Consider the following 21,249-nt stretch of genomic DNA (forward strand, 5'->3'; position numbering starts at 1 on the left):
ACGTTTCGCTGTTTACGTCGCTTTCACGCAGAACATCTTTTACGGCCGAGGACGTACGTCCGCGCGACGATGTCCATCGACCGAGAGACCTTCGAGAACACGAGCGAGCGCGAGCTGGAGGGGTTTTCGGTCCCCGACCAGGTGCTCGGGTTTCTCGTCGCCAACTCCGACCGCGCGTTCGAGGCCCGCGAGATCGCGTCCCGGACCGGTCTCGACGAGGGATCGGTCAGCACCGCGCTCTCGCGGTTGAAGAGCCGGGGACTGGTCGAACACAAGGCGACGTACTGGGCGGCGACCGACGACGAGAAACGGCTCGCCGAACACGACGGCTACGAACGGGCGACCGCCCTGTTCAACGACCGACTCGGCGAGGAGGACGGGGAGTCGTGGCGCGAACACGCTCCCGAGGAACCACACCCAAGCGTGGACGACGGGCAGTGAACGACGGCGAGACGCGTCCGGTTTTCGAGCGAGGGGACGTCGTCTTCGGCGCCGACCCGTTCAAAGGCGCCGGTGCCGCGCGGCCGTGGCTGATCCTGTCGAACCACGAAGGCCGCCCGTTTCACGGCGACCAGTACATCGCGGTGACGTTGACGTCGAAAAGCTGGTCGGACGGGTTCATCGATATCCCGAACGGAAGTTGGGTCCGCGGCGGAACGCCCGAGGAGAGCCGTATCGTTCCGTGGGGCGTCCAGTCGCTCGGGCGAGAAGACGTCGACTTCTGGCAGGGTCGTCTGTCCGAGGATCTCGTCGACGAAGCGGTCGAGAAACTCGTCGAGGAATTGCGGTAGCGCCCGGTCTCTCACCGAACCGGAGCGAGGTCCGAACCGGCTCCGCTCAGTCCTCGTCGTCGGACTCGGTGACGGGGACCGCGTCGGCCGCGCCGGTCTTGGGGATCTCCACCTGCAGCGTGCCGGACCGTTTCAGCGTCGCGGCCGCGTCGTCGGGGTTCACGTCCGCGTCCGCGGGGAGGTCGGCGCTCCCGGACAGCGTCGTTCCGCGGCCGGGGAAGACGGTCTCGAAGCCCGCACGCGGTTCGCGGAATCGGTCCATGGTCACCTCGATCGTGTGGTCCGAGAAGCGGACCTCCACGTCGTCGCCGCGGACGCCCGGCGCGTCGAAGACGACGAGGTAGGCGTCGTCGCTCTCCAGCAGGTCCGAGTCGAGCGGCCGCCGCTCCTGCACGTGGCTCCACCCGCGGCCGACCTTCGAGAGCGCGCCGCGGACCGCCGCGCGCCCGGAGTCGAGGAGCCGCCCCATCTCACACCTCGATCTCGGCGAGTTCCGAGCCGCCGCAGTAGGGACACGACAGGTCCGCGACGGAGTGGTCCTCGGGCACATCGTAGGTGTAGTGGTTCTCGAACATGTCGAGCTCGCAGTCGGCGTTCTCGCACTTGATCTCCTTCGTCGAGGGCATGCCCGCAGGTTGGGTCGCGGCCGGCTTAAGTGCCGTGGGGCGGTAGCGACGAGCATGACCGACGACCGCTGATCTACGGCGTCGATTTCGCCGCCGCGGCGCGCTCGACGCGGTCGCGGCCGCGTACGGAACCGACCTCGCTGCGAGAGGAGGCTTCGAACCGGAGGCGGACGCCGAGACCGAGTTCGGCTACCTCTACGCCTGACCGTCGTTCCGACCCGTTCTCCGGTCTCGTCCCTCCCGGGACGCTTGCTCCGCTTTTGCGTCGTCGCCTCGGGTCTCGTGGACGTTGTACGCGCCGCGGGCGTACGGGTCCTCCCGCGGGTCGTAGTCGCGCTCGTCGCGCTCGAACAGGTACGCGAAGAAGCCGAAAAAGGGGACGACGAGGCTGATAGCGGCCCACTTCCGCGGGTTCATCCCGTGGCGGGCGGCGTCCCGGTAGGCGTACGCCGCCATCGCGACGAGCCAGAGGGCGGGGAGCCCGATCAGGATGGCGCCGACGAGCGCGTCCATACGCTCCCTTCGACCGCCGCGGTCGTAAGTCCACCCCCTCCGCGTCGTCGGCCCGCCCCCGCGGACGTGATCCCACCCCCGGTTCGCGGGGTTTTAGCGTCTCCGCGGAGTATCGGCGTCCATGACCGACCCGGCCGACCTCTCCGTCACCATCGTCGACGGGTACGTCGACGAGCCGGCGCACTTCGGCGTGCCGCCGTACGTCTCGACGTACCCCCGATACACGGCCGGCGCGCTCGTGGACGCGGGCGTCCCCGAGTCCGCGATCACCTACCACACCATCGACGAGCTCCGCGAGGACCGCAACAAGTGGGCCGACGTGCAGCGGGCGGACCTCTTCGTCTACGTCGGCGGCATGACCGTCCCCGGCAAGTACGTCGGCGGCACGCCGGCGGAGCCGGACGAGGTCCGCGAGCTCGCGTGGACCGCCGAGGGCGAGACGCTGCTCGGGGGGCCCGTCCGCTTCGGCGTCGGCGAGGAGAACGCCGGCGCACAGGAGATGGAGCGCGACGACCTCGACTACGACTTCGTCGCGAAGGGCGACGTCGAGGCGGCCGCCTTCGACCTCGTCGACTCCGGGATGGAGGGGTTCAACAACCGGATGCGCGACAACGCGGAGGTGGACCGCTGGGCCGCGGCGGGCGCGTTCGTCGTCGAACAGCACCCCAACCACCCCGACTACCTGATCGCGGAGCTGGAAACGTCCCGTGGCTGCGCCTACCGCTGTTCCTTCTGTACCGAACCGCTGTACGGAAACCCGGCGTTCCGCGAAGCGCGCTCCGTCGTCGACGAGGTGGACGCGCTCTCGAACCGGGGCGTGAGTCACTTCCGGCTCGGGCGCCAGGCCGACATCCTCGCGTTCGGCGGGGACGGCGAGACACCGAATCCGGACGCCCTGCGGAAGCTGTATGGCGGCATCCGCGAGGTGGCGCCCGACCTCGACACGCTCCACCTCGACAACATGAACCCGGTGACGATCACGGACTACCCCGAGAGGTCCCGGGAGGCCATCCGGATCATCGCCGAGCACAACACGCCGGGGGACACGGCCGCGTTCGGGCTGGAGTCCGCGGACCCCGTGGTGCGGGAGAAGAACAACCTGCTCGTCTCCGCCGAGGAGTGTCTGGAGGCGGTCCGCGTCGTCAACGAGGAGGGCGGCTGGCGGCCCGGCGACACGCCCGAGACGACGCCGGGGGGCGACGGCCGCGTGACCGGCCCCTCCACCGGCCCGGACGCCTCCCCGCGGCTCCCGAAGCTCCTGCCGGGGATCAACCTCGTCCACGGGCTGGAGGGCGAACGCGCGGAGACGTTCGAGCACAACCGCGAATTCCTCCAGTCGGTGTACGACGAGGGGCTGATGCTCCGCCGGATCAACATCCGGCAGGTGATGGCGTTCGCGGGCACCGAGATGGCCGACACCGGCGCGGAGATCGCCCGAGACCACAAGCAGCAGTTCCAGGCGTACAAAAAGGAGGTCCGCGAGACCATCGACAACCCGATGCTCCAGCGCGTCGTCCCGCCCGGAACGGTCCTCCCGGACGTGCACCTGGAGTACCATCAGGACGGCAAGACGTTCGGGCGACAGGTCGGCACCTACCCCCTGCTCGTCGCGGTGCCGGGCGAGCGGGAACTCGGCACGACGCTCGACGTGGCGATAACCGACCACGGCTACCGGTCGATCACGGGCGTCCCCTACCCGCTGGACGTGAACGCGGCCTCGATGGACGAGCTGACCGCGATCCCGGGGATCAACCGGAGCAAAGCCGGCGACATCGTCGTGGGGCGCCCCTACGAGTCGGTCGCAGCGGTCGACGACGGCGTCGCGGACCTCTCCCTGTTCGCGACCGCGGTGACCGCGGACGCCGGCGAGCCCTCCGTTCCCATTCCCGGCCGTGACGCCTGATCCGCCCGCTTCCGACGGGCCGCCTCCCGCCGACGGGCCGCCTCCCGCCGACGGGCCGCCTTCCTCCGACGGACCGACCCGCGTCCCGCTTCCGGTCGAGACGCGCGCGCCCGGCGGCGAGACGAACGCCTACCTCGTCGGCTCGCTACTTATCGACCCCGCGGCGGAGTCGCCGAAGATCGATCCCGCCACGGTCGACCACGTCGCCGTCACCCACACGCACCCGGACCACGTCGGCGGAGTCGCCCACTACGCGGCCGAGGCCGACGCGACGGTGTGGGCCCACGCGGACCACGCGGAGCGATTTCTGTCCCGGACCGGCGTCGAGCCCGATCGCACCTTCCGAGACGGCGACCACGTCGGCCCCGCCAGCGTCCTCGAAACGCCGGGCCACGCGCCGGACCACGTCTGCTTCGCGATCGGCGACAAAAATGCCGAAAGCCGGTCCCTCCTCGGCGGCGACCTCATGGTCGCGGACGGCTCCGTCGTCGTCGGCGCGCCGGAGGGCGACCTGCGCGCGTACCTGGAGAGCCTCCGGACCGTGCGCGACGCCGGCTTCGAGGCGGTGTATCCGGGCCACGGCCCGACGGTCACCGACCCCGCGGCGACCGCGACGCGCCTGATCGACCACCGGCTGGCGCGCGAGGAGGCGGTGCTCGCGGCCGTCGAGAACGGCGCGGAAGCGGTCGATGAAGTCCTCGACGCCGCCTACGAGAAGGACCTGTCCGGCGTCCGCGACCTCGCGCGAGCGACCGTCGCCGCGCACCTGATCAAGCTCGCGGACGAGGGCCGGATCGAGGGAGCGTGGCGCGAGCGCGCGACGGAGTAGGCAGCCTCTCGGCCAGTGATCCGATCGTGGACGACAAAAGGTCTTTGTGGATCTTCATACGACCGTATGCACATGTCGAAGAGCATCCGCCTCTCCGAGGAGGCATACGACCGGCTCGCGGCCCACAAACGCGACGACGAGACGTTTTCGGAGGTCGTGCTGCGGTTGGCCGGGGAGCGGTCGCTGTCGGAGCTTGCAGGGGTGTTGAGCGACGAGGAGGCGGACGCGCTCCGGGACGCGGTCGACGAGCGCCGCGAGCGACGAGCGGAGGAACTGGAGGAGATGGCGGACCGGATGCGAGGGGCGTAGCGTGCTCCTCGACACGTCCTTCCTCATCGACCTGATGGACGGCGACGAGGCCGCAGTCGAGAAAGCACGCGAACTGGAGCGCGACCTCGTCCAGCAACGGCTCTCGTCGATGACGCTGTTCGAGTTGTACTACGGGATCGCTCGCGCGACGCGATCCGAGCCGGAACGGGAAACGGTCGAAGCGGTCCTCTCGTCAAAGCCCGTTCACCCGGGCTACACCGCGGTCATGCGGAAGGCCGGCCGGCTCTCCGGCGAGTTGCAAAACGACGGAACTCCCGTCGGCGACGGCGACGTGATCATCGCGGCGACGGCCGAGGTCGTCGACGAACCGGTCCTGACGCGAAACGTCTCGGACTTCGAGCGCCTCGACGTCGCCGTTGAAACGTACTGACCGCGGTGGCCTCCGACGCTGTCGGGCTTCGACCCACGCCCGACTCCGCTCGGCCCGCGGCCGCACGCCCCCACCCCGACGTGTGGACTTATCCGATCCGCGGACGTAATTCTCCACATGCCCGAAGAAGTCCTGTTCGAGTCGGAGCACGACATGAGCGGAGCCGAGATCGCCGCGTACCTCCGGACGGTCGCGGACAAGCTCGACGGCGGGGAGGCGATCACCCTGACGGCGGGCTCCGAGTCCGTGACGCTGACGCCGCCGGAGCGCCCGACCTTCGAGGTCAAGGCCGAGCGCGAGACCTCGGCGTCCGGCCCTGACGAGCTGAGCATCGAGTTCGAGCTGGAGTGGGACGAGGGCGTCGAGGGAGAGGCCGGCGGCGCGGGCGGATCGCTGGAGATCGAGTGACGAAGGAGTTCTGCGACCGCTGACCGCGGCGTCCCCTATTCTCCGTCGTCGTCAACCAGCCGCGCGCCCGCCGCGTGGGTGTGACAGACCGCCGGGTCGTAGCCGGCCTCGGAGAGCCCCGTGCCGAGCGCGAAGACCGTCCGACCGAGCATCGCCATCGCCGCCTCGCCGCCCGCCTCCTCGACCGCCTCGACCGCCTCCGCGACCTCCGGGACCAGCAGGCCGGCCTCGCGCGCGAACGTCCGCGAGGCGGCCATGAGCGCCGGCAGGACCGGGTTCCGGCGGAGCGCCGTCAGCGCGCGCTCGCCCGCCTCCGTGAGCGCGGTCGTGTCGCCCGCGAGCACCTCGGCCGTCGAGAGCTCGCCGAAGGTGACGTACTCGATCCGGGCGCTCGCGGGGACGCCGTCCAGTTCGCCGTAGCCCGGCGCGCCCGGCTCCAGCCTGATGGGGACGCCGCCGCGCGCCTGCGCGACCACGTCGCCGAGGCCCGTTCCCGCCTCCACCTCCGCGACGTGCGCGAGTCTGACCAGCTCGTTCTCCGAGCGCCCGCAGGCGAACGCCTCGTTGGCCGCGAGCGCGGTTCCGAGCGCGGTCGCGCCCGAGACGCCGAAGCCCGAGCCGACCGGGAGGTCCGTGGTCGCTGCGACGCCGACGCTCCGATCCTCCTCGATGCCGAGTTCCGCCAGCACCGTCTCGACCGCCTCGATCTCCGCGGACTCGCCGTTCAGCGTCGTCTCGGAATCCGTCGGGTCGATCCGGACCTCCACGCCGTCGGTCAGCGTCAGGCCCGCGCCGCGCGAGCCCGCGGCGGCCGCGCGTTCGGCCGGATGGGCGCTGAAGAAGCCCGTCACGTGGCCGGGGACGAACGCGGTCGCGCTCTCGTCGCTCATACCCGGAGGTGACGGACGCGCCGATTAACGGTTGCCATCGCGGACGGCGGACAGAAAAGCGGGGACGGAAAACGCGGACCGCGGTCGCAGTCGGGGAGGCGCCGTCTCAGGGACTCAGGCGCTGCCGGTCCCGCGGGAAGAGCACGGCCTCGCGGATGTTGTCGAGGTCGAGCATCGTCATCACGAGGCGCTCGGCGCCGATGGCCCAGCCGGCGTGGGGCGGCATGCCGTACTTGAACATCTTCGTGTAGTACTCGAACTCGTCGGGGTCGAGCCCCTGCTGCTCGAAGCCGGCGATGAGCTCCTCGTAGCGGTGCTCGCGCTGGCCCCCGGAGACGAGCTCCATGCGCGGGTGCATCAGGTCGAAGCCGGTCGAGAGGGTCTCGTCGTCGTCGTAGTCCTTGATGTAGAACGGCTTCACCTCGCTGGGCCAGTCGGTGATGAAGTAGTGGGAGCCGACCGCCTCGCCGAGCGCGACCTCGCCCTCGGTCGGGAGGTCGTCGCCCCAGACGAGCTGCTCGTCGAGCGCGCCCGTGGCGTTGATCTCCTCGATGGCCTCCTCGTAGGTGAGCCGCGGGAACGCCTCCTCGGGCACGTCGAACTCGCCCTCGAGGCCGAGCGCCTCGAGCTGTTCCTGACAGTTCTCGGCGACCGCCTCGTAGGCCGAGCGCACGACGGACTCGCAGACGTCCATCGCGTCGTGGTGGTCACAGAAGGCGCCCTCGAAGTCGATGGAGGTCGCCTCGTTGAGGTGCCGCGGCGTGTTGTGCTCCTCGGCGCGGAAGATCGGGCCGATCTCGAAGACGCGCTCCAGCCCGGAGCCGGCGGTCAGCTGCTTGAACAGCTGCGGCGACTGGTTCATGAACGCCTCCTCGCCGAAGTAGGTGATCGGGAACAGCTCCGTCCCGCCCTCGGTGCCGGTGGCGACGATCTTCGGCGTGGTGATCTCGGTCGCGTCCGCGTCGCGGAACGCCTCGCGTGCGGCGCGCAGGATCTCCGAGCGGATCTCGAAGACCGCCTTCACCTCATCTTTCCGCAGGTCGAGGGTGCGGTTGTCGAGCCGCGTCGACAGCTCCGCGTCGACCTTGCCGGAGGGGTCCAGCGGCAGTTCCGTGTCGGCCTCGGCGATGACCGCGACCGACTCGGGCGTGATCTCGACGCCGGTGGGCGCGCGGGGTTCCTCCTCGACCTCGCCGGTGACGGAGACGACCGACTCGCGGGCGACGCCGAGGCCCGTCTCGACGAGGTCGTCGTCCATCTCGTCCTTCTCGAACTTGACCTGGATCTTCCCGTCCGTGTCCCGGAGGATCAGGAACGCGATGCCACCGAGGTCGCGGACCTCGTGAACCCAGCCGGCGACCGTGACGTGGTCGCCCGGCTCGGCGTCCGCGGTGTAGGTGCGGTCTTCGAGTCCTTCCATACCGATCGCTTCCGCGGTCGAGGCTTAAAAGACGTTGATTCCGGACCGTGCGGGATTCAGAACCTTCAGGGGGTTCGCCCGACAACGGCCGCCAATGCGAGACCGATATCGGCCGTGGCTGGCGGCGCTGCTCGCGTTCCTGTTCCCCGGCCTCGGTCACGCGTTCCTCCGGAAGTGGGGCCGCGCCTTCCTGTGGATCGCGACCATCATCGTCGGCGGCGTCCTCCTCCAAGTGCTGTACGGCACCGTCCCCGCGGACCCGAACGTGGGGGTCGTCGAGTACTCCGAGTCGCTGCCCGCGGACGTGGTGCTCCCGATCCTCCTGTTGACCCTGCTGTCGGTGCTCGACGCCTTCCTCGTCGCCCGTCGCCAAAACGCGGAGAAGCGCAGTCGGCGGGCGGCCGCCGCGGTCGCGGAGGCCCGCGCCGGCGACGCACCGGAACGGGACGAAGAACGAACCGGGCGGAGCGAGCGGGGCAACGGCGCGGCCGCGAACCGCGCGGCGCGGCGCGGCGGCGAGTCGAGTTCGGTCCCGCTCGCGGACGCCGTCCCGAGCGGCGGCGAGACGGACGCCCCCGAGACCGTCCAGTGCCCGAACTGCGGCAAGGAGACCGACGCCGAGATCGACTTCTGTCACTGGTGTACCGAGCCGCTGCCGTGGGCCGACGAGGAGTAGCGCGAGGGGTCGGCGATCTTCTCAGTTGTGGATCCTGCTGATCGGGACGGCAGCGTTTAGCTGAAAGTAGGCGCTAAGCCCCCTTCCTCAGCGAGCGCCGACCGAATGGGAGGCGAGAGCAGGGAGGGGATACAGCGCCGAACAGTTCTCATACACGATTCAATGGCAGGCCCACAGGCCCACGCAATCGCAATGTTTTCACAGTAGGGTAGTATAGCATTGGCCGAACCCAATGGAGTACGACCTCGACTCGGGAGCGCACTCGACGTATTCCCTGCACTACCACCTGATACTCACCACGAAATATCGGCGCGGAGTGCTCACCGAGGAGCGAACCCAATTCATTCGCGAGGTCATCAGCGGGTTCACGGAAAACTACGGTGTCGAACTGACGAACCTCGACGGCGAGGACGACCACGTACACATCCTGTTCCGAGCGAAACCAACCACAGACCTCGTAAAGTTCATCAACACGGTCAAAGGCGCGACCGCTCGCCGTATCCGTAACGAGTACGCGGACGAACTGAAAACCGAACTGTGGGGCGACTCGTTCTGGAACGACTCGTACTGCCTCATCTCGACGGGGCAGGTGTCGCTGGATGTGCTGAAACAGTACGTCGAGAACCAACGCGAGTAGAGGGTCATGTACTACACCTACAAGTACCGTCTCATGCCGTCCGACGCCCATTGTGAGGAGTTGGACCGCCACCGAGACATTTGTAGGCAACTCTACAACCACACTCTCTACCGACTCAACGAGTACCAAGACGAACACGGCGAACTGCCGTCCATGACCACGCTACGGTCGGAACTCCCCGAGCTCAAGAAGTGGTGGGACGGCCTCTCCGACGTGTACTCGAAGGTTCTCCAAACCGTCGTTGAACGGTTGTTCGACAACCTCAAAGGACTCTCCGCGCTCAAAGAGAACGGCTACGGCGTCGGTCAGCTCAAGTGGAAGCCGCCACGGGAGTTCCGCAGTTTCACGTACAGCCAGTCTGGCTTCAAGCTCGACAAGAAGGGTGGTCAGACTGTGTTGTCACTCTCGAAACTCGCGGACATACCGATACGGCTCCACCGCTCCATCCCCGACGACGCGAAGCTCAAGCAAGTCACGGTCAAGAAGGAACCGACGGGCGAGTGGTTCGCCACCTTCGGCGTCCAAATGGACCGAGAACCGCCCGAACCGCCTGAGAACCCCGAGAAGTGCGTCGGGATCGACGTGGGAATTTTCAAGTACGCTCACGACACCGACGGCATGGCAGTCGGGTCCCTCGACCTGTCAGACGAACGTGAACGCTTGGAACGCGAGCAACGGAAGCTCTCGCGCAAACAGCACGGGTCGAACAACTACGAGAAGCAACGGCGGCGCGTTGCGGAGTGTCACGCCGACCTCCGACGGAAACGCCGCGACTTCCTCCATAAACTCTCAGCGTATTACGCACGGGAGTACGACCTCGTAGCAGTCGAAGACCTGAACGTGAAGGGGATGATGGAATCGCCGTCGAACAGCCGCAACACGGCGTCTGCTGCGTGGCGGACGTTCCTCTCGTTACTCGAATACAAGTGCGAGCGCGAGGGAACGCACTTCGCCGCGGTCAACCCGAGAGGGACGACCAAGGAGTGCGCGTCCTGCGGTGTCTCGACCGATAAGCCGTTGTGGGTCCGTGAACACTCCTGTCCGGCGTGTGGGTTTGAGGCGGACAGGGACGCGAACGCAGCGTGGAACATTCTTTCTCGCGCCCTAGAAGACGTAGGAGTGGGATGCTCCGAATCAACGCCTGTGGAGACTGCGCTCCCTGTGGACACCGACTCGGTGTCTGCAAAGCGCGTCGTGGAAGCAGGAAGCCCTACCCTCAAGGAGCGAACGGCGTCGGCCGTGAGCGAGTAGGGTAGGGTAGTTCACAAGGTTCCAGTCGGCTGTCTCTCCGACGCGTTTTTTGTTTCTGTCGCAGATCCTGCTGATCGGGACAGCAACATCTCGAAAGCCCCAGCCGACTGCCCCTTTCAGTCCCACCCCGCACCGCGACCGCCCCGCAACCGCACCACAGCCTCACGCCTCCCCAGCCTCGGCCGCGGGCCGGCCGCGAACCGCACAGCACCGCAGGCGGCCGGCCCGCGCCCTCCACCGAAAATCGGAGATTTTCGAGCAGCCAGCGTGCAGTAGCGCGCTGGCGACCTCGCGCGGTCGCGGCGACACGGGGTCGCCGCGGCGCGCGCCGACCGCACAGCACCGCACCATCCCGCACAGCACCGCGACCGCACACCACCCCATCGCACACAACGGCACCGAAGGAACGAGACGGCGATGCGGAGGGGGTCAGAAGTCGGCGCCGGCCGCCAGCCCCGGGATCACCCGCGAGGGGTTCTTCGTGAAGACGCGCTGCATCAGGTCCTCGGAGACGTCCAGCGTCAGCACCTCCATCACGCCGACGTTCGGGTGGGCCTCGGGGACGCCGCTCCCGAACAGGATCCGGTCGGGGTGTTCGAGCACGCCCCGCTCCAGGACGTTGCGGTACCGGACGGCCCTGGTGTCGAGGTAGAGCCGGTCGTGGTCGTCGAGCAGGTCGAGCGCCTCGGTCATCAGCCCCTCGTCGAGCGGATACCCGCCGAAGCCGGCCAGCACCACCGGGAAGTCGTACGGGAGCAGGGTGCGTTCGACCATCGACGGGGTGAACCGCTCGCCGCCGTGGACCAGCACCGGCAGGTCCGCGTCCGCGAGCTGTTCGAGCACGTCTTCTCCCGGGACGCCGTCGGCAGCCGGGACGATCGTGAACCCGTGGAACCGGTCGTCGTAGGCGTACTGCTCCACGTCGTCCGGGCGCGTGTGGTGGTCGGCGCGCTCGGCGCGGAGGTTCCTGAGCCGCGCGATCGGGTTATCGCGCGGGTCGACGGGACCGTTGAGGCGCGCGAACGCGAGGAAGGGGCGGTCGACGCTGAGCCGGGCCACCGCGTTGTTGACTCGGAGATAGCTCTCGCCCGGCGGGCGCTGTCCGGGAGAGACCGCGGCACGCACCACGCCGGCCTGATGCATCTCGCGCTCCAGGCGTTCGGGCGAGATGTCGCGGCCGTGCGTCGCCACGGACTCCGCGTCGGGATCGAGACGCGCGTGTACGTCCACGATCCGGAACCCGTGTTCCAGCCCGAGCATGGTGGGACCATTCGTCCGCTCCACATGTGCCTGTCGGTCGACCCGCGGCGCCACGGGACGCGACCGCGGACGCCGGTCGGAACGCGGACGGCGCGCGCCGATCCGACCCCGACGTAGTCCGGTGGTTTTCACCCCCCTACACCGAAACAGATATATAGAACTGCTAGCCTCTAGGGTCACTGAGTATGGCCGCACGCATGCAGCAACCGATGTACGTTCTGTCCGAGGACAGCAGTCGAACGCGCGGACGGGCCGCGCAGGACTCCAACGTCCGCGCCGGGCGCGCGGTGGCGAACGCGGTCCGAACCACCCTCGGCCCCCGCGGGATGGACAAGATGCTCGTCGACACCGCCGGCGAGGTGGTGATCACCAACGACGGCGCGACCATTCTCCGGGAGATGGACATCGAACATCCCGCCGCGCAGATGCTCGTCGAAGTGAGCGAGACGCAGGAGGAGGCGGTCGGCGACGGAACGACCACCGCCGCGGTGCTTGCGGGCGAACTGCTCGCTCGCGCCGAAGACCTGCTCGACGACGCCATCCACCCGAGCGTCATCGTGGAGGGATACCACGAAGCGGCGCGGATCGCCGGGGAGGCAATCGACGAGATGCGAGTGGATGCCGACCTCGACGACGACCTGCTCGCGCGGGTCGCGGAGTCCTCGATGACCGGCAAGGGGACCGGCGACGTGGCGGCCGCGACGCTGGCCGAACTCGTCGTCGAGGCGGTCCGCCGCGTGGAGACGGACGAGGAAATCGACCGTGACGACATCCGCCTCCACGCGCGGGCCGGCGCCGCGTCCTCGGCCTCCGAGCTCGTCGACGGGATCCTCCTCGACGAGGAGCCGGCGACCGACGACATGCCCCGCGAGGTGACCGACGCGACCGTCGCCGTTCTCGACGCGAAACTCGAGGTCCGCACCGGCGAGGCGGACGCGGAGTACGCGATCAGCTCCGTCGACCAGCTCGACGCCGCGATCCGCGCCGAGGACGCGGAGCTGCGCGGCTACGCGGAGACGCTGGCCGCGGCCGGCGTCGACGTGCTCGTCTGTTCGAAGAAGATCGACGACCGCGTCGCCGGCTACCTCGCGGATGCCGGGATTCTCGCGTTCACGAACGTGAGCGACGCCGACGCCGGTGCGGTCGCGGCCGTCACCGGAGCCAAGCGGCTCGGCACCCTCGCGGACCTCGACGCCGACGACCTCGGAACGGCCGCATCCGTCAGCGTCGAGCGCCACGGCGAGGACGACCTGACGTTCGTCCGTGGCGGTTCAGGTGACGGTCCCGTCACCCTGCTGCTCCGCGGCAGCACCGAACACGTCCTCGCCGAACTGGAGCGCGCGATGGCGGACGCCGTCGACGTCGTCGTCGCCGCCATCGAGGGCGGCGTCGTCCCCGGAGCGGGCGCGACGGAGATCGCGATCGCGGACCGGGTCCGGAGCGCAGCGGCCGGCGTCGAGGGGCGCACCCAACTCGCGGTCGAGGCGTTCGCGGACGCGGTCGAGGCGCTCCCGCGCACGCTCGCCGAGAACGCCGGGATCGACCCCATCGACGCGCTCGTCGAGCTCCGTTCGACCCACGAGTCCGCGGGGTCTGCGGGGATCGTCACCGGGGAGCGGTCGGCGAGCGTGGGCGACCCGGTCGCGGCGGGCATCGTCGATCCGGCGGCCGTCAAGCGGGAGGCGGTCGCGTCCGCGACGGAAGCGGCGCGGCTGATCCTCCGCATCGACGACGTGATCGCTGCGGAGTAGGGGCTCCCGGATTCACGCGGGTCGCTCGGGCCACTCGAGCGTGTCCGGCTTGTCCGGGGCTCATCCGTGTGACCCGGAATCACCCGGCGACAGGTCCGTCGGGCTCCTGACGCCGCAGCAGCTCGGGACGATCCACCCCGGCTCGCGGACGGTGACGACCGCCGGATCCTCGTCGCAGGCGGGATTATGCCGACACATGGGGGACGAGAGACCGGACAGCGATCCCGCGGCTTCCGATGGCGGTCGGTGGGCAACACTCAATATCGCGGTGTGTGTTCGTTTGCATGGCTTCCGGGGAACGCCCTCGCGGGCGTGGAAGCCACGTCTCGGGTGGTAGGGCACCCGGGACGTTTCCGTACGCCCCGCGCCGACGCGGCTTCCGTCACGAACTGGCGGCGTAATCGCATTTAATTCTACCGAGGGAAGCGAGGATACAGCTCCGCATCAGTACGCAGCGACCACCGCCCGTCGTTTCGCACACGTTTTGCGTTCCCGGCACCGACGGCGACCATGACCGACCTCTCTGCCGAGACCGTGATCGTCACCGGGGCCAGCCGCGGCCTCGGTGCCTCGATGGCCCGGCGACTGACTCGCGAGGGCGCGAACGTGGTGCTGTCCGCCCGCGACGAGGCGGCGCTCGACCGCGTCGCCGCCGAGGTCGCCAACGCGCCCGGCGAGACGCTGGTCGCGCCCGCGGACGTGACCGACGAGGCCGCCGTCGAGGCGCTCGTCGAGGCGACCGTCGACGCGTTCGGCGAGCTCACGGGCCTCGTCAACAACGCCGGCGTCGGCATGCTGAGCCTCCACGACGAGTTGCGGGACGCCGTCGACGTCGACGCCGACGACTGGCGGCTGATCCTCGAGGTGAACCTCACGGGCGCGTTCCTCTGCGCGAAGCACGCGGTCCCGCACATGGCCGAGGCGGGCCGCGGCAACGTCGTCAACGTCTCCTCGGGACTCGGCCGCCGCGCGGCCGCGGGCTGGGGCCCCTACGTCGCCTCGAAGTGGGGCCTGGAGGGATTTTCGCGAACGCTGGCCGACGAGGTGGAAGCGGACGGCGTCAACGTGAACTGTCTGGACCCCGGCGGCCGCGCCGCGACCGGCTTCTGGGACCACCTGCCGGAAGGGGAGCGCGACGGCGTCCTCCCGCCGGACGTGATGGACGACGCCGCCGCGCTGCTGCTCGCACAGGGCCCGGACGGCGTGACGCGCGAGTCGCTGACCGCCGGGGAATGGGAAGAGCGGCTCGGCGACGCCTGAGGCCGACCCCCTCGGGCAAGCGCCCTCGCGGTCGCCCGCACGGCCGCGACCGCGGTCAGTCCCGACGGCGGAACGAGGCGACCGTTCCGATGGTGTCGTTGGCGTCGACCGTCTCCGTGGTGACGGTGAACCCGAGCAGCGCGTCCGCGTCCAGCGCCTCCTCGATGACCGCCCGGAGCGCGTCCGGCTCCGCGCCCGCGGGCAGTACCGCGACGCGCACCTGGTCGCGGTTCTCGCTGGCGGTGACGAGGTCGTAGTCGGTGTGCTCGAAGGCGTCGGTCAGCGTTTCGGTGAGGTCGCTCATGTCTGGCCGTGTGGGCTCCGTGGTAAAAGGCGTCGCGGCCGCGGTCCGGCGACGGACGCCGATCCTGGACGGTGCGGACGGCGACGACGACGCAGCACGGACCGGACGCCGAAGTGGAGATCAGGGCGGACGATCGTCGAACATCGACGCCACCGTCTCGGCGAAATCCGGCTTGTCCAACCGCTCGTCGCCGCTCACCGAAACGAACACGCCCGCCGCCTCGCCGGTCGGGACTCTGAGAACGGAGAACTCCTCGAAGTGGATCACCTCCGACTGACAGCTGTCCGTCGGAATCGTCACCTCGCTCAGCGAGTGGTCGAAGAGGAACGTCCGCAGCATCTCCTCGAACGCCTCCGTCGAGTAGTCCGATAGTACCGCTTCGTCCGCGAACAGGAACCGCACCGAGTCGCCCTCGCAGCACCCGACCGAGCGGAGCTCGTCGCCGAACGCGTCTCGGGCGCGATCCACGAGCCGCCGCTGGCGGTCCGTCGACGGCTCGCTCACGGACCACTCCACTTTGCGGAGCCGGTCCCGGATCTCCGTCCAGACGCCCTCGCCGTCGTCGGTCAGACCGTAGTACCGGCCGACGCTGCGACCCTCGGACACCCGGAGTTCAACCACGTCTTCCTCGCGGAGTTCGGACAGCGCTCGGGAGATGTGTGGTCGCGGCTCGTCGACCGCCTCCGCCAGCTGCGTCGGCGTCGCTCGGTCCGTGTCTCCGAGCTCCCGCAGCACGCCGCGGCGATACTTCGAGTTCAGCACGTACGCCGCCGTGTCCGAATCCTGTCCCATTCGTCCGTCCGCCACCCTACCGGACGGAGACTCTTGTACCTGACAGGACGTACCAAGAACGTACCAGTTTATTTTTCCGCGGTCGGGTCCGTACTCGAGGCCAGAATGAGTCAGATCGAGACTGACGAGTCCACCGTCGTGCTGCACGTGGACGACGACCCGCAGTTTTCGGGGCTAGTTCGGACGTACCTGAACAAGCTCGACGAGAGCTTCACCGTGATCACGGAACACGATCCTGCGGAGGCGCTCGACCGGACCCGCGAGGCGACCGTCGACTGCGTCGTGAGCGACTACGATATGCCGGGGATGGACGGATTGGAGTTCCTCGAAGCGGTCCGCGGGGAGTACCCGAACCTCCCGTTCGTGCTCTTCACTGGCAAGGGGAGCGAGGAGATCGCCTCGAAGGCGATCAACGCGGGCGCGAGCTCCTACCTCCAGAAGGGCGGTACGGAGGCGTACGAGCTGCTCGCGAACCGGATCGACACGCTGGTCGGGCGGCACCGATCGGAACACCAGGCCGAGATAGCGAAGGATCGACTACTGACGCTGTACGAGCAGACGGGCGGCTTCTACACGGTCGACGAGGACTGGACGATCACCTACTGGAACGAGGAGATGGAGCGGCGAACCGGCTGTCCGGCGCCGCGAGCGACCGGCGAAGCGCTGTGGGACGTGTTCCCCGAGGCGGAGGGGACGGAGCTGCACTCTCACCTGCGGGGAGCGATGGCGGCCGACGAGGCGGTCGAGTTCGAGACGGAGTTCGAACCCCGGGGAATGTGGCTCGAAGTGAGCGTCCAGCCCGTCGATGAAGGGCTGTTCATCCACTCGCGCGACGTGACCGACGACAAGGACCGACAACAGGAGATCCAGTACCGCAACGAGCTGTTGGAGTCGTTCGCGAGCACCGTCTCCCACGACCTCAGAAACCCGCTTAGTGTGGCGGAAGGGCGACTCCAGCTGGCGAAAGAGACGGGCGACTTCGAGCACCTCGAAGCCGTCGCGCAGGCGCACAACCGGATGCGCAACCTCATCGATGAGCTCCTCCACGTCGCTCGCGGCGACGAGCTGGACCTCTCGTCGGTCTCGCTCGCGACGGCCGCTCCCGAGGCGTGGGAGACCGTCTCGTCCGAGGGTGCCGAGCTCACGGTCGAGGGTGACGCCGACTTCGAGGCGTACGACAGCCAGCTCAGGCGGCTCTTTGAGAACCTGTTCTGGAACGCGATCGACCACGGCGACGCCGACGAGATCCGCGTCGGTCCCCTCGGCGACGGCTTCTACGTCGAGGATGACGGCACCGGCATCCCGCCCGCGGACCGCGAGGCCGTGTTCGAATCCGGCTTTTCGACCCAGGAGGACAGCCCCGGCTACGGCCTCTCCATCATCCAGGGGATCGCGGAGATCCACGACTGGGAAATCGCCGTGACCGAGGGCGCGGACGGCGGTGCGCGGTTCGAGGTCACGAACGTGGCGTAACGAACGGAACCAATAGAGCAGTCAGCCAACCTGACTTACACCGACCCACTGAAACTTCCCGTCTATCCCCGCCATGACCGCAGAGTAGTCGGCGACCGCGAGCCTGTAGCACGGCGATGTATCCGTCGTCGATGAAACGTGCGCGGTCGACGAGAAGCCATCTCGGCTGGTGCCGAGATACAGCTGCCAGTTCCCGTTACGAACCGTATACCGTGGCTTGTACTCCAAGTACGCGAACAATCGTAGGATGTCCGCAGCGAGCTGGTCGCTTGCGGTATAGTAGACGCCCCAGTCGTTCCCGTCGCCCGCAAAGAGCGTATCCAACAGGAGTTCCTGTTGCTCACGCGGGAGCGTGAACACGAACTCCGGAAGCCGTTTCTCGTGACTCGATCCGCCACAGAGCCGATGTAGCACGCGAGCAAACAGCTTCGAGCTGAAACTGAACCCGTTTTCACTGACACACACATCGATCTCCATTCGGTCGAAGAGCTCCGCGATTCGCTCACGGTGGGAAGCCGTCTTCTGTGCGATGCCGATCTCCGACGTGTCTCGGTTGGACGAGTGGGTGATGGACCCTTCAGTGATGAACCAGCCGAGGAACTCGAGAAAGTCGTCGCCGTCGAACGTGATGGGCCGTCGCCAGTGGTTCGGCCCGGCGTGAATCGTCACCTCCGCGGCCGTGTCCTCGATCGAAGAACGATACGTCTCGAACGTGTCCGGATCGAAGTAGTACCCAACTTCGCCCCCGTACCGACTCGGCTCACACCCGTCGGGGAGGCGGGCTCGGAACGTGTGTCCGTGACAGTTCGGTGTGACTCCGACCTCGTACTCCTTTGCCAACTCGGTCATGTCGACTTGTTCCAGTCGGGGGTGGGCTCGCGTTTGCCAGTCGTTGACGAACTTGTACTCCTGTCGCGTTGCGAGCTCACCGGCAGAGTGCGTCCGGATCCGGCTGATCGACTTCGTCTGGTACGGAATGCGGTGGTCCTGTAAGAGCTTCAAGTGGCCGCGCCGCGTCCGGATCTCGACGGGTGGGTCAGTCGGTGTCACCGCCTCAACGTTGAGCACCCGTTTCGGCTGCATCACGCCCGTTGCCAAGTTGAGTGCATACACGCGGTCCTCCGGGGTGAGACGACCGACGCGTCGCGGGCCGGTGGTCGTCAGGATCTCCGTTTCGGCCGCGAAGCCGCCGGCCGCAAGATCCGCAACTGCAGGGCTCTGTCCGGTTTCAGCGGGCTGGTCCAGCTCTGGCTGCCTGCTACGCTCGGTCATGCGGGGCATTCGCTTCGTTCCCGCAGATAAACCTGCGTGCGGGCTCACGATTCATACTCGTGTGAGGAAACGTTTGGACCCAAAATCGGGCGTCTCAACCCCCTCTCGTTTCGGGTCCAGCCGTTCATAATCGGGTTTTGTCTCCGGGAGGTCTCTGTCTCACAAAGCGCAACGGGGAGTATGAACGGTGGTGGCGCAGGGTTCGGGACGGGGACCTACGCGGATCGGGGGCAGCTGACTGCGGTCGCGGTCCGCGGTCGGGGAGATGAGGAGGCGACCGCGAACAGGGGGAGACGGGTCGCTCGCGGCCGCGCTCCGCGTGATCGCGAAGTGATGGCGGTCGGCTCGCGGTCGGGTCACGACCTTGATCCGGACGTGAACGAGTCGGTGTGACGGGCCGACCGCGGTCCGGGTAGACCAGCCGAATCTTCATAATCGGCTTTCGTCGGGCGATTTTTCGATCTGTCGGTCGCAACTCCCTGCGACATCCTCGACCAGCGAGTCGTCTCGCACGCTCCACTCCCACGAAGCCGACGCGAACAGCCCGCATCGCGGCCGGTTTGTGACCACCCCCACAGCCGGCCGCGGCCGCATGCACAGCACCCCTGGCGTCTTCATACTCACCCTCGATCGGAGCGTCACCCAGTCCTCCCGGGCAAAAACCCCGAGTATGAACACGCCCGTTTCCACGCTGCGAGACCCCTCCCCGTCGCGTGCTCCGGTTCACGACCTGGAAGCGGGGGATGAACCTGCTCCGGCCGACAGGCGACCAGTCCGTGTCTCTGCCCTCCCGCTCAGTCCGCGAGTTCGTCATCGTCCACGCGGTCGCGGAGCCACGTCACCGGATACATCGCGGTCAGCCCCGGCGTGTCGATGCGGAACTGCTGGGGTGGCGTCGTCGACGCGTACGTCTTCTCGACGCGTGGATCCTCATCCAGCGGGTCGTTCAGCGCGGTCAGTACCTCGTGGCCATCGCTCTGGCTCATCACCACCCAGATCGCCTCCGCGGGGTCACAGCTCGCGAGTTTGTCGAAGTCCTCCGGGACGGCACGTCGGAGGTCGTGATTGACGCGCTCCACCTCGACCACGACCTCGAACTCACCGTCCGCGTCCACCCCGGCAACGTCCAAGCGTCGATTCCCGTCGAGGTCGTAGTAGGGGATCACCTCGGCCACGTCGCTGTCGGGATCCTCGACATAGTCCGCCTCGAGGTAGCGTCGCGCCACCTCGACGGCAAAGACGTGCTGGCTCGTCTCCTCGAGGTCACCCTGACCGTGGCCGTAGTCGACGCCCTCGCGATAGTGTTCGCCGATCGCCTTGCGGCCGTCGGGCGTGACGGTGTACAGCCGGTGCGGGTGGTCCGTATCCCGCGTCAACACGCCCGCCTCACAGAGGTCGTCGACGGCTGCGCTCTCGATTCCGACGTACTCCTGTAACCGGATCATCGAGTCGTGCAGCAGGTCGTACGCGGGCGGCTCGTACCGCAGCTGCTGGGCGTTGTACACCGCCTGCAGGAACAGGAGCTGCGTCGTCGAGAACTCGCTATCGCGACACTCCGCGGGCGTCAGCTTCAGGTTGAGGTCGCAGATGGGGATGTCCGCGGGGTCGACCGCGTCCAGATCGCCACAGCAGTTCGTCGCCCGGCGAACGCCGTCTAGTGACGGGTCGTACCGCGCGTCACATTCCCGACAACGACAGGCGTGGATCTCGGCATCATACTCGACGGTGGGCGGAAGCCGGGTGGTGTGCGGGAGCGCGGAGTCGACACGGACCGTTTCGGGATCCGGTGCGTCCGACGCCTCCTCCTGGTCCTCCGCGTCGACCGTTGACGGCGACGCCAGCTGCAGCCCACATTCCGCGAGGACGCGGTCGCGCAGCCGGTCGCGAGCCGCCTCGAAGGTGGCGTGGCCGTCGGGCGCGAGCGGGCGTGACTCGGTCGGGTCCGTGGGTGGCGGCGACGGTGAGCCGACGAGGAACGGCCGTGGCGGCGTCTCGCCGAAGCCGGCCGGGAGCGAGACGACCCACTCGCCGCGCTGGAGCGCGCGGAGCCGCGTGGCAACGCGGTCGGCATCCATCTCGTCGGTCGCCAGTCGCTCCGCGAGCCCCCTGTCCGACGGCACCGGCCCGGTGATGATCGACCCGACATTGTTCAGCACCTCCTCGTACGCGCCCTCGTCGCGACTCCGCAGCTGTGCCGGATACTGCATCGCAAGCGTCACCGAACAGCCGAACCCGCGCGCCTGCGCCAGCAGCTCGCTGAGCACGTCCGAGACGGCGATACTGGCGGCCTCCTCTAGGTAGAGGTTGACGAGCGGCTGGTCCCCCTCTTCGCGGGCGGCACGCCGTTTGAGCGCGGTCCAGAGGTTCGACAGCAGTACGACCGCGAGCGTGCGCTGTGCCTCGCTGCGGAGGCGCCCGGTGTCGATCACGATCACCACGTCCTCGTTGAGGTAGTCGGCCAGGTCGAACTGTGGGTCGCCCTCCTCGGGCACG

Annotated in this window: 23 protein-coding genes and 1 pseudogene; 14 read left to right on the forward strand and 10 right to left on the reverse strand. The window is 68.2% G+C overall.

Annotated features, from left to right (window positions below; translation table 11 throughout):
- Positions 1-69 precede the first annotated feature (69 nt).
- On the forward strand, positions 70-441 hold the full coding sequence (locus AN233_RS03835) for a MarR family transcriptional regulator (protein WP_058365526.1): 372 nt from the start codon (positions 70-72) through the stop codon (positions 439-441).
- Positions 438-791 carry a type II toxin-antitoxin system PemK/MazF family toxin gene (locus AN233_RS03840; protein WP_058365527.1) on the forward strand — a complete coding sequence of 118 codons (354 nt, stop codon included), beginning with the start codon at positions 438-440 and terminating at the stop codon, positions 789-791. Before AN233_RS03835 ends, AN233_RS03840 begins: the two co-directional genes overlap by 4 nt.
- A 46-nt stretch (positions 792-837) precedes the next feature.
- On the opposite strand, the gene AN233_RS03845 is transcribed toward AN233_RS03840, so the two are convergent.
- From AN233_RS03845 to AN233_RS03850, 3 genes are all read right to left on the reverse strand, one after another.
- Positions 838-1,260: an Hsp20/alpha crystallin family protein gene (locus tag AN233_RS03845; protein ID WP_058365528.1), complete on the reverse strand. Its 423-nt coding sequence runs from the start codon at positions 1,258-1,260 to the stop codon at positions 838-840.
- A gap of 1 nt (position 1,261) precedes the next feature.
- Positions 1,262-1,417 (reverse strand): DUF7559 family protein, encoded by a 156-nt coding sequence (locus tag AN233_RS17135; RefSeq protein WP_176696635.1) that lies wholly within the window; start codon positions 1,415-1,417, stop codon positions 1,262-1,264.
- Between the two features lie 195 nt (positions 1,418-1,612).
- Positions 1,613-1,930, reverse strand: a complete 318-nt coding sequence (locus AN233_RS03850) for a hypothetical protein (protein ID WP_058365529.1) — start codon at positions 1,928-1,930, stop codon at positions 1,613-1,615.
- Positions 1,931-2,051: 121 nt separating this feature from the next.
- On the opposite strand from AN233_RS03850, the gene AN233_RS03855 reads away from it, so the two are divergent.
- From AN233_RS03855 to AN233_RS03875, 5 genes are all read left to right on the forward strand, one after another.
- A complete protein-coding gene (locus AN233_RS03855; RefSeq protein ID WP_058365530.1) occupies positions 2,052-3,833 on the forward strand; it encodes a radical SAM protein in 1,782 nt (593 codons plus the stop codon).
- Entirely contained in the window at positions 3,823-4,662 is an 840-nt protein-coding gene (locus AN233_RS03860) for an MBL fold metallo-hydrolase (protein ID WP_058365531.1), read from the forward strand. The genes AN233_RS03855 and AN233_RS03860 overlap by 11 nt, the downstream gene beginning before the upstream one ends.
- 72 nt (positions 4,663-4,734) lie before the next feature.
- The gene (locus tag AN233_RS03865) at positions 4,735-4,971 is read left to right on the forward strand and encodes an antitoxin VapB family protein (RefSeq protein WP_058365532.1); all 237 of its coding nucleotides are present in this window, start codon (positions 4,735-4,737) and stop codon (positions 4,969-4,971) included.
- A gap of 1 nt (position 4,972) precedes the next feature.
- Positions 4,973-5,362: a type II toxin-antitoxin system VapC family toxin gene (locus AN233_RS03870; protein WP_058365533.1), complete on the forward strand. Its 390-nt coding sequence runs from the start codon at positions 4,973-4,975 to the stop codon at positions 5,360-5,362.
- 117 nt (positions 5,363-5,479) lie between these two features.
- Positions 5,480-5,770 (forward strand): amphi-Trp domain-containing protein, encoded by a 291-nt coding sequence (locus AN233_RS03875; protein WP_058365534.1) that lies wholly within the window; start codon positions 5,480-5,482, stop codon positions 5,768-5,770.
- Between the two features lie 35 nt (positions 5,771-5,805).
- On the opposite strand, the gene AN233_RS03880 is transcribed toward AN233_RS03875, so the two are convergent.
- Entirely contained in the window at positions 5,806-6,660 is an 855-nt protein-coding gene (locus tag AN233_RS03880) for a pantoate kinase (protein WP_058365535.1), read from the reverse strand.
- Between the two features lie 106 nt (positions 6,661-6,766).
- Positions 6,767-8,080, reverse strand: coding sequence for an aspartate--tRNA(Asn) ligase (aspS, locus tag AN233_RS03885; protein ID WP_058365536.1), 1,314 nt, complete (start codon positions 8,078-8,080; stop codon positions 6,767-6,769).
- A gap of 94 nt (positions 8,081-8,174) precedes the next feature.
- Between aspS and AN233_RS03890 the strand changes: the two genes are divergently transcribed.
- The 3 genes from AN233_RS03890 to AN233_RS03900 all read left to right on the forward strand — a co-directional run bounded on the left by AN233_RS03890 (position 8,175) and on the right by AN233_RS03900 (position 10,644).
- The gene (locus AN233_RS03890; protein WP_058365537.1) at positions 8,175-8,756 is read left to right on the forward strand and encodes a TM2 domain-containing protein; all 582 of its coding nucleotides are present in this window, start codon (positions 8,175-8,177) and stop codon (positions 8,754-8,756) included.
- 232 nt (positions 8,757-8,988) lie between these two features.
- Positions 8,989-9,393: an IS200/IS605 family transposase gene (gene tnpA / locus AN233_RS03895; RefSeq protein ID WP_058365538.1), complete on the forward strand. Its 405-nt coding sequence runs from the start codon at positions 8,989-8,991 to the stop codon at positions 9,391-9,393.
- Positions 9,394-9,399: 6 nt separating this feature from the next.
- Positions 9,400-10,644: an RNA-guided endonuclease InsQ/TnpB family protein gene (locus AN233_RS03900; protein WP_058365539.1), complete on the forward strand. Its 1,245-nt coding sequence runs from the start codon at positions 9,400-9,402 to the stop codon at positions 10,642-10,644.
- Between the two features lie 429 nt (positions 10,645-11,073).
- Here the strand turns inward: AN233_RS03900 and AN233_RS03905 are convergent, their stop codons facing one another.
- Positions 11,074-11,904, reverse strand: coding sequence for an amidohydrolase family protein (locus AN233_RS03905; RefSeq protein ID WP_058365540.1), 831 nt, complete (start codon positions 11,902-11,904; stop codon positions 11,074-11,076).
- 197 nt (positions 11,905-12,101) lie between these two features.
- On the opposite strand from AN233_RS03905, the gene thsA reads away from it, so the two are divergent.
- Both thsA and AN233_RS03915 read left to right on the forward strand, forming a co-directional pair.
- Positions 12,102-13,655, forward strand: coding sequence for a thermosome subunit alpha (gene thsA, locus AN233_RS03910; protein WP_058365541.1), 1,554 nt, complete (start codon positions 12,102-12,104; stop codon positions 13,653-13,655).
- Positions 13,656-14,165: 510 nt separating this feature from the next.
- The gene (locus tag AN233_RS03915) at positions 14,166-14,915 is read left to right on the forward strand and encodes an SDR family NAD(P)-dependent oxidoreductase (RefSeq protein ID WP_058365542.1); all 750 of its coding nucleotides are present in this window, start codon (positions 14,166-14,168) and stop codon (positions 14,913-14,915) included.
- 55 nt (positions 14,916-14,970) lie between these two features.
- On the opposite strand, the gene AN233_RS03920 is transcribed toward AN233_RS03915, so the two are convergent.
- The gene (locus AN233_RS03920; protein ID WP_058365543.1) at positions 14,971-15,219 is read right to left on the reverse strand and encodes a hypothetical protein; all 249 of its coding nucleotides are present in this window, start codon (positions 15,217-15,219) and stop codon (positions 14,971-14,973) included.
- Positions 15,220-15,339: 120 nt separating this feature from the next.
- A complete protein-coding gene (locus AN233_RS03925; protein WP_058365544.1) occupies positions 15,340-16,011 on the reverse strand; it encodes a winged helix-turn-helix domain-containing protein in 672 nt (223 codons plus the stop codon).
- A gap of 105 nt (positions 16,012-16,116) precedes the next feature.
- On the opposite strand from AN233_RS03925, the gene AN233_RS03930 reads away from it, so the two are divergent.
- Positions 16,117-17,484: a hybrid sensor histidine kinase/response regulator gene (locus tag AN233_RS03930; protein WP_058365545.1), complete on the forward strand. Its 1,368-nt coding sequence runs from the start codon at positions 16,117-16,119 to the stop codon at positions 17,482-17,484.
- Between the two features lie 21 nt (positions 17,485-17,505).
- Here AN233_RS03930 and AN233_RS03935 read toward each other — a convergent pair whose 3' ends face one another.
- The gene (locus tag AN233_RS03935; protein WP_058365546.1) at positions 17,506-18,756 is read right to left on the reverse strand and encodes a hypothetical protein; all 1,251 of its coding nucleotides are present in this window, start codon (positions 18,754-18,756) and stop codon (positions 17,506-17,508) included.
- Positions 18,757-18,936: 180 nt separating this feature from the next.
- Between AN233_RS03935 and AN233_RS16735 the strand changes: the two genes are divergently transcribed.
- A complete protein-coding gene (locus tag AN233_RS16735; protein WP_125919969.1) occupies positions 18,937-19,149 on the forward strand; it encodes a hypothetical protein in 213 nt (70 codons plus the stop codon).
- A 401-nt stretch (positions 19,150-19,550) separates the two neighbouring features.
- Here the strand turns inward: AN233_RS16735 and AN233_RS17880 are convergent.
- Positions 19,551-21,249, reverse strand: a pseudogene (locus tag AN233_RS17880) (type IV secretory system conjugative DNA transfer family protein); the annotation flags it as partial.

This window comes from Haloparvum sedimenti (assembly GCF_001462205.1).
Lineage (GTDB): Archaea > Halobacteriota > Halobacteria > Halobacteriales > Haloferacaceae > Haloparvum > Haloparvum sedimenti.

Coding starts and splice junctions, on each gene's coding strand:
- AN233_RS03900 (WP_058365539.1), top strand. CDS start 9,400: ATGTACTACACCTACAAGTACCGTCTCATGCCGTCCGACGCCCATTGT.
- AN233_RS03915 (WP_058365542.1), top strand. CDS start 14,166: ATGACCGACCTCTCTGCCGAGACCGTGATCGTCACCGGGGCCAGCCGC.
- aspS (WP_058365536.1), bottom strand. CDS start 8,080: ATGGAAGGACTCGAAGACCGCACCTACACCGCGGACGCCGAGCCGGGC.
- thsA (WP_058365541.1), top strand. CDS start 12,102: ATGCAGCAACCGATGTACGTTCTGTCCGAGGACAGCAGTCGAACGCGC.
- AN233_RS03835 (WP_058365526.1), top strand. CDS start 70: ATGTCCATCGACCGAGAGACCTTCGAGAACACGAGCGAGCGCGAGCTG.
- AN233_RS03850 (WP_058365529.1), bottom strand. CDS start 1,930: ATGGACGCGCTCGTCGGCGCCATCCTGATCGGGCTCCCCGCCCTCTGG.
- AN233_RS03935 (WP_058365546.1), bottom strand. CDS start 18,756: ATGACCGAGCGTAGCAGGCAGCCAGAGCTGGACCAGCCCGCTGAAACC.
- AN233_RS17135 (WP_176696635.1), bottom strand. CDS start 1,417: ATGCCCTCGACGAAGGAGATCAAGTGCGAGAACGCCGACTGCGAGCTC.
- AN233_RS16735 (WP_125919969.1), top strand. CDS start 18,937: ATGAACGGTGGTGGCGCAGGGTTCGGGACGGGGACCTACGCGGATCGG.
- AN233_RS03865 (WP_058365532.1), top strand. CDS start 4,735: ATGTCGAAGAGCATCCGCCTCTCCGAGGAGGCATACGACCGGCTCGCG.
- AN233_RS03855 (WP_058365530.1), top strand. CDS start 2,052: ATGACCGACCCGGCCGACCTCTCCGTCACCATCGTCGACGGGTACGTC.
- AN233_RS03875 (WP_058365534.1), top strand. CDS start 5,480: ATGCCCGAAGAAGTCCTGTTCGAGTCGGAGCACGACATGAGCGGAGCC.
- tnpA (WP_058365538.1), top strand. CDS start 8,989: ATGGAGTACGACCTCGACTCGGGAGCGCACTCGACGTATTCCCTGCAC.
- AN233_RS03920 (WP_058365543.1), bottom strand. CDS start 15,219: ATGAGCGACCTCACCGAAACGCTGACCGACGCCTTCGAGCACACCGAC.
- AN233_RS03890 (WP_058365537.1), top strand. CDS start 8,175: ATGCGAGACCGATATCGGCCGTGGCTGGCGGCGCTGCTCGCGTTCCTG.
- AN233_RS03930 (WP_058365545.1), top strand. CDS start 16,117: ATGAGTCAGATCGAGACTGACGAGTCCACCGTCGTGCTGCACGTGGAC.
- AN233_RS03845 (WP_058365528.1), bottom strand. CDS start 1,260: ATGGGGCGGCTCCTCGACTCCGGGCGCGCGGCGGTCCGCGGCGCGCTC.
- AN233_RS03925 (WP_058365544.1), bottom strand. CDS start 16,011: ATGGGACAGGATTCGGACACGGCGGCGTACGTGCTGAACTCGAAGTAT.
- AN233_RS03905 (WP_058365540.1), bottom strand. CDS start 11,904: ATGCTCGGGCTGGAACACGGGTTCCGGATCGTGGACGTACACGCGCGT.
- AN233_RS03880 (WP_058365535.1), bottom strand. CDS start 6,660: ATGAGCGACGAGAGCGCGACCGCGTTCGTCCCCGGCCACGTGACGGGC.